This window comes from Pseudomonas sp. MF4836 (assembly GCF_002018875.1).
In the GTDB taxonomy this organism is placed as follows: Bacteria; Pseudomonadota; Gammaproteobacteria; order Pseudomonadales; family Pseudomonadaceae; genus Aquipseudomonas.
The window spans coordinates 149,317-164,666 of sequence record NZ_MVOL01000003.1 but is presented as its reverse complement, the minus strand read 5'-3'; the positions used below and the strand labels follow the sequence as shown (position 1 = coordinate 164,666).

The following is a 15,350-nucleotide window of genomic DNA, read 5'->3' as shown; positions in this document are numbered from 1 at the left end:
GCCGTAAAAACAGCAAAAAATGCCTGCGCAAACGATCAAATGCGTCAAATTTTATACATATGCGACATTCATGTACGTTCGTTCCACTGTTTAAGACCTGCGGCAGTTCTGCATCTTGCATTGGGTATGAGGCCTGCATAAGTATCGGCAGGTCGACTCACGAGGTCGTCCTCTAACCAAAAATGACAACAAATCATGAGGCCACCATGCTTAAACACGCGGTCATTCCGTTTTTACTCGGCGCAGGCTTGCTTGCCAGCGCACCCTTCGCCCATGCGGCCACTAACCTGGTGTTCTGCTCTGAAGGGAGCCCGGCCGGTTTCGACCCAGGCCAGTACACCACCGGAACCGACTTCGATGCCTCGGCAGAAACCATCTACAACCGCCTCAGCCAGTTCGAACGTGGAGGCACCGCCGTCGTTCCTGGCCTCGCCACCAGCTGGGATATCTCCGACGACGGCCTGACCTACACCTTCCATCTGCGCGAAGGGGTCAAATTCCACACCACGCCGTACTTCACCCCGACCCGTACCTTCAACGCCGACGACGTGCTTTTCACCTTCAACCGCATGATCGACAAGGACATGCCGTTCCGTAAGGCCTACCCCACCGAATTCCCTTACTTCACCGACATGGGGATGGACACCAACATCACCCAGGTCGAGAAGATCGACGACAAGACGGTCAAGTTCCACCTCAAGAGCGTCGACGCCGCCTTTATCCAGAACATCGCCATGAGCTTCGCTTCGGTGCAGTCCGCCGAGTACGCCGACAAGCTGCTCAAGGAAGGCAAGGCCAGCGACCTCAACCAGAAGCCGATCGGCACCGGGCCGTTCGTGTTCAAGAGCTACCAGAAAGACTCCAACATCCGTTACACCGGCAACAAGGACTACTGGAAGCCTGAAGACGTGAAGATCGACAACCTGATCTTCGCCATCACCACCGACCCGTCGGTGCGAGTCCAGAAGCTGAAGAAAAACGAATGCCAGGTCACCCTCTCTCCGCGTCCGGCCGACCTCAAGGCACTCAAGGAAGACAAAGACCTGAAGATGCCGGAGCAGGCAGGCTTCAACCTGGGCTATGTGGCCTACAACGTGATGCCGGTACTCAAGGGCGGCACCGAACCCAATCCGCTGGCCAACCTCAAGGTGCGCCAGGCCATGGACATATCGGTGAACAAAGCCCAGATCATCGACTCGGTCTACCAGGGCGCCGGCCAGTTGGCGGTCAACGCCATGCCGCCGACCCAATGGTCCTATGACACCACCATCAAGGACGCCAAGTACGACCCCGAGAGGGCCAAGCAACTGCTCAAGGAGGCCGGCATCAAGGAGGGCACCCAGATCACCCTGTGGGCCATGCCGGTACAGCGTCCCTACAACCCGAACGCCAAGCTGATGGCGGAAATGCTGCAGTCCGACTGGGGCAAGATCGGTCTTAAAGTGAACATCGTCAGCTACGAGTGGGGCGAGTACATCAAGCGCTCCAAAGGCGGCGAGCAGCAGGCGATGATCATCGGCTGGAGCGGCGACAACGGTGACCCGGACAACTGGCTCGGCACCCTGTTCGGTTGCGACGCCATGAACGGCAACAACTTCTCCAAGTGGTGCGACAAGCCCTATGACGCACTGATCAAGCAAGCCAAGGCCACGCCGGATGTGGCCAAGCGCACCGAGCTGTACAAGCAGGCGCAACACATCATCAAAGACCAGGTTCCAATGACACCTATCGCACACTCGACGGTGTTTCAACCCATGCGCAACTCCGTGCAGGACTTCAAGATCAGCCCGTTCGGCTTGAACTCCTTCTACGGTGTCAGCATCAGCAAATAAGGCCCGGTGGCGACGTTCAACGACGTCGCCACCAGCCCTGCCACGTCACCGGGTCACCCGCCATCTCCGGAATCGCTGCGCTTTTCAGGCAGCAGACTGCGGGATTTTCAGCGGTTTCCTACGAGACGTTAAGGCTCCCGCGCATTTACGGTTTCGCCGATGACCTCTACCGTCAAGGCTGGGTGAATCTGTATCCGTGAGCCGGCGTTTGCTGCAAGCGATGGTTGAATATCAATGACGCGTCCACGTTCCAGGAAGGAGCTATTGCGCATTGATCACACACATAAAAAGGAGAGGCACCGTCATGCGTCATACCCTGGTTTTATCGGCACTGCTCGGCACCGGCCTGCTGGCCGCCAGCACCATCAGCCTGGCCGCTGGCAACAGCCTGGTGTTCTGCTCGGAAGGCAGCCCGGCAGGCTTCGATACCGCGCAGTACACCACCGCCACCGACAACGATGCCGCCGAACCGCTGTACAACCGGTTGGTGGAGTTTGAAAAAGGCGCCACCACCGTGGTGCCCGGGCTGGCCACGCGCTGGGATATTTCCCCGGACGGCCTGACCTACACCTTCCACCTGCGTGAGGGGGTGAAGTTCCACACCACCCCGTACTTCACACCCAGCCGCACCTTCAATGCCGACGACGTGCTGTTCACCTTCAACCGCATGCTCGATAGCGAGCACCCATTCCGCAAAGCCTACCCCACCGAGTTTCCCTACTTCGACGGGATGAGCCTGAACAAGAACATCGCCAAGGTCGAGAAGACCGGGCCGCTGACCGTGGTCATGACCCTGAACTCGGTGGACGCCGCGTTCATCCAGAACATCGCCATGAGCTTTGCCGCGATCCTCTCCGCCGAATACGCCGAGCAATTGCTCAAGACCGGCAAGCCCAACGAGATCAACCAGAAGCCGATCGGCACCGGGCCCTTCGTGTTCCAGCGCTACCAGAAAGACTCGCAAATCCGCTACGCCGGCAACAAACACTACTGGGACCCGAGCCGGGTCAAGCTCGACAACCTGATCTTCGCCATCAACACCGACGCCTCGGTGCGGGTGCAGAAGCTCAAGGCCGGCGAGTGCCAGGTCACCCTGCACCCGCGCCCCGCCGATGTGGCCGCGCTCAAGCAGGACCCGAAACTGCAATTGATCGAAAAGCCCGGGTTCAACCTCGGCTACATCGCCTACAACGTGCGCCACAAACCGTTCGACCAGCTCGAAGTGCGCCAGGCGCTGGACATGGCGGTGAACAAGGCCAGCATCCTCAACGCGGTGTATCAGGGCGCGGGGCAACTGGCGGTCAATGGCATGCCGCCGACCCAGTGGTCCTACGACGAGAGCATCAAGGATGCTGCCTACAATCCGGAAAAAGCCCGTGAGCTGCTCAAGGCCGCCGGGGTCAAGGAAGGCACCGAAATCACCCTCTGGGCCATGCCCGTGCAGCGTCCCTACAACCCCAACGCCAAGCTGATGGCCGAGATGCTTCAGGCCGACTGGGCGCAGATCGGGCTCAAGGTGAAAATCGTCAGCTACGAATGGGGCGAGTACATCAAGCGCACCAAGAACGGCGAGCATGACATCAGCCTGATTGGCTGGACCGGCGACAACGGTGACCCGGACAACTGGCTCGGTACCCTCTACAGCTGCGACGCCATTGGCGGCAACAACTACTCCATGTGGTGCGACCCGGCCTACGACACGCTGATCAAGCAGGCCAAGCTGATCACCGACCGCGAGCAACGCAGCGTGCTCTACAAACAGGCCCAGCAGTTGCTCAAGCAGCAGGTGCCGATCACGCCTGTCGCTCACTCGACGGTCAACCAGCCGTTGAGCGCCAAAGTCGAAGGGTTCAAGGTCAGCCCCTTCGGCCGTAACGTGTTCTCGGGCGTCAGCCTCGACCAATAACTGAAAACCCAAAGCCTGGGGGCGTTATTCGCCCTCATGCAGGCCTGTTGCCTGAATTCGGCTAACGCGGCTGATGCAAACGTTTGCGATGACCTGAATGAGTTCCAAACCGATAGCCGGATCACTGAAGACCGGCACATAAAAAGCAAAGGAGCCTCACCGATGAAACCAAGCAAGATTGCATTATTGGCCCTGGCTATCAGCAGCGTCAGCGCTGTGGCCCATGCCGAAACCGTCAGCCAGCAATTCGTGCCGACCACGCTCAGCGACACCAGCGCCCAGGCCGAAAGCAAAGGGTTCGTCGAAGGGCAGAGCCTTTCGGGCACCACCCGCAACTGGTACGCCAACGAGTTGCGCCGCCGCGATGATCGCTTCTCCTACAACCACAACAACGTGGCGACCCCGACCGCGCGCCGTATCAACTGGGTCCAGGGCACCATCCTCAACTACAGCTCGGGCTTTACCCAGGGCACCGTCGGTTTCAGCACCGAAGTCGCGGTCTACAACGCGATTGCCCTGGACCGTGACCGCAAGGACATCGCCGGCCCGAACAACCGTACCCTGACCCATGCCGACGGCGACGCAGTGGGCCAGTGGAGCAAGCTCGGCCTGGCCAACGTCAAGGCACGGATTTCCAACACCACCCTGACCGCCGGGCGCCAGAACGTCAGCACGCCAGTGGTCGACGTCATCGGTAACCGGCCACTGCCCTCCAGCTTCCAGGGGGTGAGCCTGCACAGCGAAGAATTCAACAACCTGTCGTTCGACCTCGGGACCTACGACCGCGTATCGCCACGCTCCGAGCAGAGCGTGACCAAGTTCGTCTCCGAGTATCAGCAACGGGCAGAGACCGACCACGTCAATATCGCCGGCCTCAACTACCAACCCACCAAAAGCCTGAAGACCAGCCTCTACGGCAGCCACGTCGAAGACTTCTGGAACCAGTACTACTTCGGCGCCACCCACCAACTGGGTGACAGCTCGGTGTTGAGCCTGACCACCGGCCTCAACTACTACAAGACCACCGACAGCGGCAAAGCCAAGATCGGCGGCATCGACAACGACACCTACAGCCTGTCCCTGGGGCTGACCCACCAGGCCCATACCCTGACGTTCTCCTACCAGGAAGTGAACGGCGACGAATACTTCGACTACCTGCACGACACCAACGGCATCTACCTGGCCAACTCCCTGCTGTCGGACTTCAACGCCCCGAACGAGAAATCGTTCCAGATCGCCTATGGCCTCGACCTGGCCCAATACGGCGTACCGGGTCTCAAGTTCAACGTATACAGCGCGCGTGGCTGGGGTATCGATGGTACGAACTACAAGTACACCGGCATCGGCTATGGCACATCGGGTAAATCGCGCAGCGACCTGCGCCTGATGGACGGCGAGAAGCACCAGGAGTACGGCGTCGGCGCTTCATATGCGGTGCAGAGCGGCCCGCTCAAGGCCACCGCGATCCGCGCGACCTACACCACGCACCGCGCCAGCTCCGAACAACCCGACGGCAACCTCAACGAGTTCCGCCTGGTGACCACCATTCCATTCAACATTCTCTAGGCCGCCAGTCGGAGGGCGGACTCAGGAAGAGTCCGCCATTCAAGCTAATCTGGTTCAACTGATTGCAGAGGGTTCCTGATGAAATTGCTTCCCCTGAAAGCGGCCATCGCCGCCGCCCTGCTGACCCTTGCCACAAGCGCCTGGGCCAAGCCCCTCGTGGTCTGTACCGAAGCCAGCCCGGAAGGCTTCGATATCGTCCAGTTCACCACCGCAGTCACCGCCGATGCGGCGGCAGAAACCCTGTTCAACCGTTTGGTGGACTTCAAGCCCGGCACCGTAGACATCCAACCCGCCCTGGCCGAGTCCTGGGAGATCAGCCCGGATGGGCTGCGCTACACCTTTCACCTGCGCCAAGGGGTGAAGTTCCACAGCACCGATTACTTCAAGCCGACCCGCACCCTGAACGCCGACGATGTGCTCTGGAGTTTCCAGCGCCAGCTGGACCCGAAACATCCCTGGCATGACAAATCCAGCGTGGGTTTCCCCTACTTCGAGAGCATGGGCTTCAAGGAGCTGCTCAAGAGCGTCGAGAAAGTCGACGAGCACACCGTGGTCTTCACCCTGACCCGGCGTGAATCGCCCTTTCTCGCCGACATTGCCATGGCCTTTGCTTCGATCTACCCGGCCGAATACGCCGACCAGTTGCTCAAGGCCGGAAAAACCGCCGAGCTCAACAGCAAACCGATCGGCACCGGGCCCTTCGTCTTCAACCGTTACGCCAAGGATGCCCAAGTCCGGTTCAAGGCCAACCCGGAGTACTTCCGTGGTGCGCCCCCGGCTGATCCGCTGATTTTCGCCATCACCACCGACAACAACGTGCGCCTGCAAAAGCTCAAGGCCAACGAATGCCAGATAGCCCTCTACCCCAAGCCCGATGACATCCCCAGCATCAAGACCAATCCCAACCTCAAGCTCGCCGAGCTGGCGGCGATGATCACCAGCTACACCGCGATGAACACCACCCGCCCTTATATCAGCGATGTCCGGGTACGCAAGGCCATCGATATCGCCTTCGACAAACAGGCCTACGTCGACAGCCTGTACGGTAAGGACAACGCCATACTCGGCACCGGGCCTTACCCGCCGACCCTGCTAGGCTTCAACCGGAGCCTGACAAACCCGGCGCGCGACCTCGACAAGGCCCGGGCGCTGCTCAAGGAAGCCGGGGTTCCCGAAGGCACCGTGCTGACCCTGTTCACCCGCAACGGCGGCGGCCCGACCAACCCCAATCCGTTGCTGGGCGCGCAGATGATGCAGTCCGACCTGGCCCAGATCGGACTCAAGCTCGACATCCGCGTCATGGAATGGGGAGAGATGCTCAAACGGGCCAAGAATGGCGAACACGATCTGGTGACGGCCGGCTGGGCTGGCGACAACGGCGACCCGGATAACTTCGTCACACCGAACTTGAGTTGTGATGCGGCGAAAAACGGCGAAAACTACGCCCGCTGGTGCAACAAGGCCTTTCAAGCGTTGATCGATCAGGCCCGTGCCGACACCGAACCGACGCAACGCGCGGCACTCTATGAAAAAGCCCAGCTGGTTTTCGCTGAAGACCAACCCTGGATTCCCACGGCCTATCCAAAAATGTTCACGGCCATGCGCAAGAACGTCGAGGGTTACCACCAGAACCCGTTGACCAATAACAACTTCGCCACGACCCAGGTGAAGTAGAAATGAACCTGTTCACGCTCCAGCAAGCGACGCCCGACCATGTTTGACGCGCCATGAGCCCAGCGCAGCAGATCGTGACCAGGTTCTAAGAAACGCCTGGCCCCCTTGACCCCAAGGAGGCCGGGCACGCCTAACCGGCTGATGAGGTACTCCAGAAGATGTTTAGTTTTATCGCCCGCCGCGTGGGGTTGTTGATCCCCACCTTCTTCGGCATCACCTTGCTGACGTTTGCCCTGATTCGCATGATTCCCGGCGACCCCGTGGAAGTCATGATGGGCGAACGCCGGGTCGACCCCGAGATGCATGCCCAGGCAATGGAGCGCCTTGGCCTGAACAAACCGCTGTACGCCCAGTACCTGGACTACATCGGCAAGCTGGCCCATGGCGACCTGGGCGAGTCCCTGCGCACCCGCACCAGTGTCTGGACCGAGTTCACCTCGCTGTTCCCGGCGACCCTGGAGCTGTCCATGGCGGCCCTGCTGTTCGCCGGCATCCTCGGCCTGCTGGCCGGGGTGATCGCGGCCTTGAAACGAGGGTCCCTGTTCGACCATGGGGTCATGGGCATCTCCCTGGCCGGGTACTCGATGCCGATCTTCTGGTGGGGCCTGATCCTGATCATGTTCTTCTCGGTCAGCCTGGGCTGGACCCCGGTTTCCGGGCGCATCGACCTGCTCTACGACATCGAGCCGAAAACCGGCTTCATGCTGATCGACACGCTGCTGGCCGATGACACGGGGGCCTTCTTCGACGCCCTGCATCACCTGATCTTGCCGGCCATCGTGCTCGGCACCATTCCCCTGGCGGTGATCGCGCGGATGACCCGCTCCTCGATGCTCGAAGTGCTGCGCGAAGACTACATTCGCACGGCCCGGGCCAAAGGCCTGTCGCCAGCACGGGTGGTGTTTGTCCACGGCCTGCGCAACGCGCTGATTCCGGTACTGACGGTGGTCGGCCTGCAAGTCGGCACACTGCTGGCCGGCGCGGTCCTGACCGAGACCATCTTCTCCTGGCCCGGGGTCGGCAAGTGGCTGATCGAAGCCATCGGCGCCCGGGATTACCCCGTGGTGCAAAACGGCATCCTGTTAATTGCCTGCCTGGTGATTCTGGTCAACTTCGTGGTGGATATCCTCTACGGCTTTGCCAACCCACGCATCCGCCACCAGCGCTGAGATCAAGACCTATGAGCACTCCAACCTCCTCGGTAGCAGTCGATCAAAGCCTGCTCTACCCCTCCCCGTACAAAGAGTTCTGGCACGCTTTCTCGCGCAACAAAGGCGCAGTGGCCGGGCTGCTGTTCATGCTGCTGATCATTTTTTGTGCAATCTTCGCCCCCTGGGTCGCGCCCCATAACCCCAGCGAGCAATACCGCGACTTCCTGCTGACCCCGCCGGCCTGGCTCGAAGGCGGGCAACTGCAGTTCCTGCTGGGCACTGACGAACTGGGGCGTGACCTGCTGTCACGGCTGATCCAGGGGTCGCGGCTGTCGCTGATCATCGGCTTGTCGTCGGTGGTCATGTCGCTGATCCCGGGGGTGATGCTGGGCCTGTTTGCCGGGTTCTTCCCGCGCCTGCTGGGCCCGACCATCATGCGTCTGATGGACATCATGCTGGCCCTGCCTTCGCTGCTGCTGGCGGTGGCGATTGTCGCCATCCTCGGCCCTGGCCTGATCAACACCGTGATCGCCATCGCCATCGTGTCCCTGCCGTCATATGTGCGCCTGACCCGCGCCGCAGTGATGGGCGAGTTGAACCGCGACTACGTGACCGCCGCGCGCCTGGCCGGTGCCGGCCTGCCGCGCCTGATGTTCATCACCGTGCTGCCCAATTGCATGGCACCGCTGATCGTGCAGGCGACCCTGAGCTTTTCCTCGGCGATTCTCGATGCCGCCGCCCTGGGCTTCCTCGGCCTCGGCGTACAGCCGCCGACCCCGGAGTGGGGCACCATGCTGGCCTCGGCCCGCGACTATATCGAGCGCGCCTGGTGGGTCGTCAGCCTGCCCGGCCTGACCATTTTGCTCAGCGTGCTGGCAATCAACCTGATGGGCGACGGCCTGCGCGATGCGCTGGACCCGAAACTCAAAAACGCCGCCTGAGGAGATTCCCATGTCATTGCTAGAAATCAAGAATCTCAACGTGCGCTTCGGCGACGCCCAGGCCGTCCCCGTGGTCGATGGCCTCGACCTGAGCGTGGACAAGGGCGAAGTCCTGGCCATCGTCGGCGAATCGGGCTCCGGAAAGTCGGTGACCATGATGGCGCTGATGGGGCTGATCGAGCACCCGGGCATCGTCACCGCCGACGCCTTGCACTTCGACGGCAAGGACATGCTCAAGCTCAGCGCGCGGCAACGCCGACAGATTGTCGGCAAGGACCTGGCCATGGTCTTCCAGGACCCGATGACCGCGCTGAACCCGAGCTACACCGTGGGTTTCCAGATCGAGGAAGTGCTGCGCCTGCACCTGAAAATGTCGAGCAAGGCGGCCCGCAAGCGTGCCATCGAGCTGCTGGAAAAAGTCGAAATCCCCGGCGCCGCCAGCCGCATGAACGCCTACCCCCATCAACTGTCTGGCGGCATGAGCCAGCGCGTGGCAATCGCCATGGCCATTGCCGGCGAGCCCAAGCTGCTGATTGCCGACGAGCCGACCACGGCCCTGGACGTGACCATTCAGGCGCAGATCATGGACCTGCTGCTCAACCTGCAACGGGAACAGAACATGGGCCTGGTGCTGATCACCCACGACCTCGCGGTGGTGGCCGAAACCGCCCAGCGGGTGTGCGTGATGTACGCCGGCCAGGCGGTGGAAGTCGGCCAGGTGCCGGAGCTGTTCGAGATTCCCGCCCACCCTTACAGCGAAGCGTTGCTGGCGGCGATTCCCGAACACAGCATGGGCGCGGCGCGTCTCTCGACTCTGCCGGGCATTGTCCCCGGGCGGTATGACCGGCCCCAAGGCTGCCTGCTGTCGCCGCGCTGCCCGTACGTGCAGGACCACTGCCGGCAGCAACGCCCAGGCCTGGACCCGAAAGCCGCCAGCCTCGCCCGTTGCTTCTACCCGCTGAATCAGGAGGTGGCGTAATGGCCGTCGTTCTTACCGCCCGCGACCTGACCCGTCACTACGAAGTGTCCCGTGGCCTGTTCAAGGGCACCGCCCTGGTGCGCGCCCTCAATGGGGTGTCGTTCGAACTCGAAGCCGGCAAGACCCTGGCCGTGGTGGGCGAGTCCGGTTGCGGCAAGTCGACCCTGGCCCGCGCCCTGACTCTGATCGAAGAGCCCTCCTCCGGCTCGTTGAAAATCGCCGGGCAGGAAGTGGCCGGGGCCGACAAGGCGCAGCGCAAGCAATTGCGCAAAGACGTGCAGATGGTGTTCCAGAGCCCGTACGCGTCGCTCAATCCACGGCAGAAGGTCGGTGACCAACTGGCCGAACCGCTGCTGATCAACACCAAGCTGTCTGCCGCCGAGCGCCGCGAAAAAGTCCAGGCGATGATGAAACAGGTCGGGCTGCGCCCCGAGCATTACCAGCGCTACCCCCATATGTTTTCCGGCGGCCAGCGCCAGCGCATTGCCCTGGCCCGAGCCATGATGCTGCAACCCAAGGTGCTGGTGGCGGACGAACCGACCTCGGCCCTCGACGTATCGATCCAGGCCCAGGTGCTCAACCTGTTCATGGACCTGCAGCAGGAGTTCAACACCGCCTACGTGTTTATCTCCCACAACCTGGCGGTGGTGCGGCACGTCGCCGACCAGGTCATGGTGATGTACCTCGGCCGGCCGGTGGAAATGGGTCCCAAGGAGGAGATCTACAGCAGGCCCCTGCACCCCTACACCCAGGCCCTGCTCTCGGCCACGCCGACCATTCACCCGGATCCGGACAAACCGAAAATCAAGATCGTCGGCGAGTTGCCCAACCCGCTGAACCCGCCCTCCGGCTGCGCCTTCCACAAACGCTGCCCGTACGCCACTGAACTGTGCAGCACTGAAGAGCCGGCCTTGCGCCTCCTCGACAACCGCCAGGTCGCCTGCCACTACGCCGAACAGTTTCTCGGCTGAGCCACAAAAAAACGCCCCCGGAATCAATCCGGGGGCGCCGGTTTCGCTCAAACCTCCCAGGGCATGGGTGCATAGCACCCGCAGCCAGGGAGGCGTCTATCTGTCAGCTGTCGTTATCGCCGTCATCATCGCTGTCAGGATCCGGGTCGTCGGTGGTCGAATCATCATCGCCCTTGCTCCCGCCCTGCCCCTGATCCCCGGCTTCCGAGTCGGACTTGGCCAGCATCAGCGCACTGCCATGGGGGCTTTTTGCCGCCCACGCGCCAGGTTCCTGCTGCACTCCGGCATGGGCCCAGGCCGCCGAAGTCCCCACCGATAACAGCACCAGCACTTTGATCAACAACACCACGCGTTGAAAGACGCTCATGACCGATCCCATCCGTTCGTAGGTGCACCATTGATGGCCACAGGCCTTGAGTCTTCGAGCCTGTGGCACTGCTGTGAAACTAGTCGTGATGGATGGGGTTTTCCAGATGAGCCACCCGGAAGCCGCCACATGGGTAGATTGCTTTCGACTAGGCCCTACAGCCAGTGGTTATGTACGCCGACCTGGCGCCACTCCCACCAATCCGTCACCCATGAAAAAGCCCCGCTGGGTCAACAGCGGGGCTTTGGGGTGCGGCAGTGTTAGTGGTGTTCGCGGGTGGCGCGGAATTTCACGTCCGGCCAGCGCTCTTCCATCAGTGCCAGGTTGACCCGGGTCGGGGCCAGGTAGGTCAGGTGACCGCCGCCATCGATGGCCAGGTTTTCCACGGCCTTGTTGGAGAATTCCTCCAGCTTCTTCTTGTCGCTGCACTCGATCCAGCGCGCGGAGTACACGGTGATCGGCTCGTAGGAGCACTCGACCTTGTATTCCTCTTTCAGGCGGCTGGCGACCACATCGAACTGCAGCACACCGACGGCGCCGAGGATGATGTCGTTGCTGCGCTCCGGGAAGAACACCTGGGTCGCGCCCTCTTCGGCCAGCTGTTGCAGGCCCTGGCGCAGTTGCTTGGACTTGAGCGGATCCTTCAGGCGCACGCGACGGAACAGTTCCGGGGCGAAGTGCGGGATACCGGTGAAACCCAAGGCCTCGCCTTCGGTAAAGGTGTCGCCGATCTGGATCGTGCCGTGGTTGTGCAGGCCGATGATGTCGCCAGCGAAGGCTTCTTCCAGTTGTTCACGCTCGGAGGAAAAGAAGGTCAGGGCGTCGCCGATGCGCACGTCCTTGCCGGTACGTACATGGCGCATCTTCATGCCTTTCTCGTACTTGCCGGAGCAGATACGCATAAAGGCGATACGGTCGCGGTGTTTCGGGTCCATGTTCGCCTGGATCTTGAACACGAAGCCGGCAAATTTCTCTTCAACCGGTTCCACGGTGCGCTCGTTGGCGACCCGGGCCAGGGGCTTGGGAGCCCAATCGACCACGGCGTCGAGCACGTGATCGACCCCGAAGTTACCCAGGGCCGTACCGAAGAACACCGGGGTCAACTGGCCGTCGAGGAATTCCTGCTGGTTGAATTCGTGGCAAGCGCCCTGCACCAGTTCCAACTGTTCGACGAAGCGGTCGTACTCGTCGCCCAGGTGAGCCCGTGCTTCATCGGAATCGAGCTTCTCGATGATTTTCACTTCGGTGCGTTCGTGGCCGTGGCCAGCGGTGTAGACAATGATGTAGTCGTCGGCCAGGTGGTACACACCCTTGAAGTCGCGGTAGCAACCAATCGGCCAGGTGATCGGTGCGGCCTTGATCTTCAGGACTGCTTCGATTTCATCGAGCAGCTCGATCGGGTCGCGGATGTCGCGGTCGAGTTTGTTGATAAAGCTGACGATCGGCGTATCGCGCAGGCGGCAGACGTCCATCAGGGCGATGGTCCGTGGCTCTACGCCCTTACCGCCGTCGAGCACCATCAGCGCTGAGTCGACCGCGGTCAGGGTGCGGTAGGTGTCTTCCGAGAAGTCTTCGTGGCCCGGGGTGTCGAGCAGGTTGATCATGTGTTCGCGATAAGGGAACTGCATGACCGAGGTCGTGATGGAAATCCCGCGCTGTTTCTCCATCTCCATCCAGTCGGAAGTGGCATGACGGTCGGACTTACGCGACTTCACGGTACCGGCGACCGCAATCGCCTTGCCCATCAGCAACAGCTTCTCGGTGATGGTGGTTTTACCCGCATCCGGGTGGGAAATAATGGCGAAAGTGCGGCGTTTCGCGACTTCGGCGGCCTGTTTGGTCATGGGAAATCGCCTGGCGGTGATTCAAAAAAGGGCGGCGAGTATAGCGTAAAGCAAGCCTTCCAGGCCACCGCTCGGCCTGCCGTCGACGCCCCTGTAGCCGCGGCCGCAGGCTGCACTCTCCGCACCAGACGCCAACATACATTCGAGGCAGTGGAGGCGGTTTCGAGGGACAGCACAGCCGGAGGCAGCGGCTGCAAGAGAGGGTTTGGGCGGGGACCGTTGGGCAATTGGCGATGGCTAAATGCTGTCAACTATGGAACCTTTTAAAAGGTGCAGACGTCCACTCCCCTGCTACACGCTTTCATCAGGGGCTGAAATATCAGCAAGTTAGCCTGACGAGGCTGCGCTCATGGCTCGACCTCATGCCGTTTTGCCGGCATTGGCGAGCTGCTTTTCGCGACCACATTCACCGGCAGCCAGGAATGGCAATGCCGCCCGGAAATGTGTGCGCCGACTGACATAAAGGAGTCCGCCTGTGGCTATTCGCTATGGCAAAGGGCTGATAGGAGGAGCGGTTGTCGTCGCTCTCCTGGCCCTGCTGGTCCACTGGATCGGCATCAATACCATCGAAATGTACCGCGACGATTTGTTGTTCTACCTGCAAGCTCATTTGATTCTGGTCCTGGTGTCGATGCTCGCTGCCCTGGTGGTAGGCATCCCGGCCGGCATTTACCTCAGCCGCCCGCACATGGTGGGACGCGCTGAACGCTTCATGCAGATCTTCAACATCGGCAACACCGTCCCTCCTCTGGCCGTACTGGCCATCGCCCTGGGGATTCTCGGCATCGGCAGCGGCCCCGCTATCTTTGCCCTGTTCCTCGCCTCCCTGCTGCCGATCGTGCGCAACACCTACGAAGGCCTGAAAAACGTCCAGGGCTCGCTCAAGGAAGCCGCCGTCGGCATCGGCATGACCCCGGGCCAAGTGCTGTGGAAAGTCGAATTGCCCAATGCCGTGCCGATCATCATCGGCGGCGTGCGCGTGGCCCTGGCGATCAACGTCGGTACCGCGCCGCTGGCCTTCCTGATTGGCGCCAACAGCCTGGGCAGCCTGATTTTCCCGGGGATCGCCCTGAACAATCAGCCGCAACTGCTACTGGGAGCGGCCTGTACCGCACTGCTGGCACTGCTGCTTGACGGCATCCTGACCATGGCCAGCCGCCTCTGGCTGGAACGCGGTCTGCGCCCGTCTTAATCGCCAGGCCGAGCAAAGGAATCCTTATGAAAAAGCTAAGTTTGATACTGGGCTGCGTCCTGCTGTTCGCAGGCGTCGCCCAAGCGGCTGAAAAGCCGGTGATCCGCATCGGCGCCCGGGTCTTCACCGAGCAGACGCTGCTGGCGGAAATCACCTCGCAGTACCTGCGCACCAAGGGTTATGACACCCGTGTCACCGGCGGTCTGGGCAGCAACCTGGCGCGCAGTGCCCAGGAAAGTGGCCAGCTGGACCTGATCTGGGAATACACCGGCGTGTCGCTGGTGGCCTACAACCACGTCGACGAGAAACTCGACAGCGAACAGTCCTACGCCCGGGTCAAGGAACTCGATGCGAAAAAAGGCCTGGTCTGGCTTTCTCCGTCGACATTCAGCAACACCTACGCCCTGGCGCTGCCAGAGAACGTGGCCAAGGAGTTCCCGCAGATCAACAGCATCAGCGACCTGACCGCTGCGCTGGCCGAAAAGACCAAGGAAAACCGCCTGGTGGCCCTGGACACCGAGTTCGCCAACCGCTCCGACGGCATGGCCGGCATGGTCAAGCTGTACGAGATGAACCTGACCCGCAAAAACACCCGGCAGATGGACGCCGGCCTGGTCTACACCGCCCTGCGCAATGGCCAGGTGTTTGCCGGTCTGGTCTACACCACCGACGGGCGCCTCAACGCGTTCAAGCTGAAGCTGCTGGAAGACGACAAGCATTACTTCCCCGACTACACCGCAGCGCCGGTGGTGCGTCAGGTCTATCTCGACGCCCACCCGCAACTCGCCGCGGAGCTCAAGCCGCTGGCCGCCCTGTTCGACGACGAAACCATGCGCCAGCTGAATGCACGGGTCGACGTCGACCATGAAAGCCCGTCCGCCGTGGCCGCAGATTTCCTGCGCCAACACCCGATCACCCAATAAAGAG

General features: G+C 61.4%; 12 protein-coding genes. 10 read left to right on the top strand and 2 right to left on the bottom strand.

Annotated elements, in window-relative coordinates; all coding sequences use genetic code 11:
- The first annotated feature begins 206 nt into the window (after window positions 1–206).
- From MF4836_RS07460 to MF4836_RS07425, 8 genes are all read left to right on the top strand, one after another.
- Window positions 207–1,832, top strand: coding sequence for an ABC transporter substrate-binding protein (locus MF4836_RS07460; protein WP_078469818.1), 1,626 nt, complete (start codon window positions 207–209; stop codon window positions 1,830–1,832).
- Between the two features lie 304 nt (window positions 1,833–2,136).
- Window positions 2,137–3,738: an ABC transporter substrate-binding protein gene (locus MF4836_RS07455; protein ID WP_078469817.1), complete on the top strand. Its 1,602-nt coding sequence runs from the start codon at window positions 2,137–2,139 to the stop codon at window positions 3,736–3,738.
- A gap of 162 nt (window positions 3,739–3,900) precedes the next feature.
- Complete coding sequence (locus MF4836_RS07450) at window positions 3,901–5,304, top strand: OprD family porin (RefSeq protein ID WP_078469816.1); 1,404 nt, start codon at window positions 3,901–3,903, stop codon at window positions 5,302–5,304.
- Between the two features lie 78 nt (window positions 5,305–5,382).
- Window positions 5,383–6,978, top strand: a complete 1,596-nt coding sequence (locus MF4836_RS07445) for an ABC transporter substrate-binding protein (protein WP_078469815.1) — start codon at window positions 5,383–5,385, stop codon at window positions 6,976–6,978.
- 158 nt (window positions 6,979–7,136) lie between these two features.
- Window positions 7,137–8,147 (top strand): ABC transporter permease subunit, encoded by a 1,011-nt coding sequence (locus MF4836_RS07440; protein ID WP_078469814.1) that lies wholly within the window; start codon window positions 7,137–7,139, stop codon window positions 8,145–8,147.
- An 11-nt stretch (window positions 8,148–8,158) separates the two neighbouring features.
- On the top strand, window positions 8,159–9,070 hold the full coding sequence (locus MF4836_RS07435) for an ABC transporter permease subunit (protein ID WP_078469813.1): 912 nt from the start codon (window positions 8,159–8,161) through the stop codon (window positions 9,068–9,070).
- 10 nt (window positions 9,071–9,080) lie between these two features.
- Window positions 9,081–10,049, top strand: a complete 969-nt coding sequence (locus MF4836_RS07430) for an ABC transporter ATP-binding protein (protein ID WP_078469812.1) — start codon at window positions 9,081–9,083, stop codon at window positions 10,047–10,049.
- Window positions 10,049–11,020 carry a peptide ABC transporter ATP-binding protein gene (locus tag MF4836_RS07425; protein ID WP_078469811.1) on the top strand — a complete coding sequence of 324 codons (972 nt, stop codon included), beginning with the start codon at window positions 10,049–10,051 and terminating at the stop codon, window positions 11,018–11,020. Before MF4836_RS07430 ends, MF4836_RS07425 begins: the two co-directional genes overlap by 1 nt.
- Before the next feature lie 103 nt (window positions 11,021–11,123).
- Here the strand turns inward: MF4836_RS07425 and MF4836_RS07420 are convergent, their stop codons facing one another.
- Complete coding sequence (locus tag MF4836_RS07420) at window positions 11,124–11,387, bottom strand: hypothetical protein (protein ID WP_078469810.1); 264 nt, start codon at window positions 11,385–11,387, stop codon at window positions 11,124–11,126.
- Between the two features lie 260 nt (window positions 11,388–11,647).
- Complete coding sequence (locus tag MF4836_RS07415) at window positions 11,648–13,231, bottom strand: peptide chain release factor 3 (protein ID WP_078469809.1); 1,584 nt, start codon at window positions 13,229–13,231, stop codon at window positions 11,648–11,650.
- 475 nt (window positions 13,232–13,706) lie between these two features.
- On the opposite strand from MF4836_RS07415, the gene MF4836_RS07410 reads away from it, so the two are divergent.
- Both MF4836_RS07410 and MF4836_RS07405 read left to right on the top strand, forming a co-directional pair.
- A complete protein-coding gene (locus tag MF4836_RS07410; RefSeq protein WP_078469808.1) occupies window positions 13,707–14,423 on the top strand; it encodes an ABC transporter permease in 717 nt (238 codons plus the stop codon).
- Window positions 14,424–14,449: 26 nt separating this feature from the next.
- Window positions 14,450–15,346, top strand: coding sequence for a glycine betaine ABC transporter substrate-binding protein (locus MF4836_RS07405; protein WP_078469807.1), 897 nt, complete (start codon window positions 14,450–14,452; stop codon window positions 15,344–15,346).
- Window positions 15,347–15,350: the final 4 nt, after the last annotated feature.